Here is a 388-nt window from a genome sequence, read left to right as displayed (position 1 = left end):
ATTCAAACCTGATGGCACCGTGAATTCTTGACCAACTCGAGCTCCGATTTTCACCTCACGTGGCTCGAATCTCGCACTCTCTGTGCGTACAAAAACAATTCGCCGGACTCCTGTATCAATAACTGCATCATCAGGGATCACAATGGCTTCTCCCAGATTCTTTTTCACTTCGACATTTGCAAACATTCCTGGTTTCAATTTTTCATCTGGATTTGGCATTTCAATACGAGCCTTGGCCGTCCGTGATTCCACTTCAATTTCTGGGTAAATATAGCTTATTTTACCTTTTAGAAGTTTGTTGGGATCATATGGCAGCTGAATGTCCGCTTCATCACCGATAACAACTGACGAAAGATCATACTCGTAAAGGCTGACCACGATCCAGATC

1 protein-coding gene is annotated in these 388 nt (G+C 43.6%); it reads right to left on the bottom strand.

What is annotated here, in order from left to right:
* Positions 1–388 (bottom strand): efflux RND transporter periplasmic adaptor subunit (locus tag CBF90_RS16960; RefSeq protein ID WP_141097247.1); only part of this gene is annotated, 388 nt, incomplete at both ends.

The organism is Microbacterium sp. AISO3 (assembly GCF_002204305.1).
GTDB classification, from domain to species: domain Bacteria; phylum Actinomycetota; class Actinomycetes; order Actinomycetales; family Microbacteriaceae; genus Microbacterium; species Microbacterium arborescens.
The sequence above is the reverse complement of the archived record's forward strand: the minus strand, read 5'-3'. Positions and strand labels throughout refer to the sequence as shown.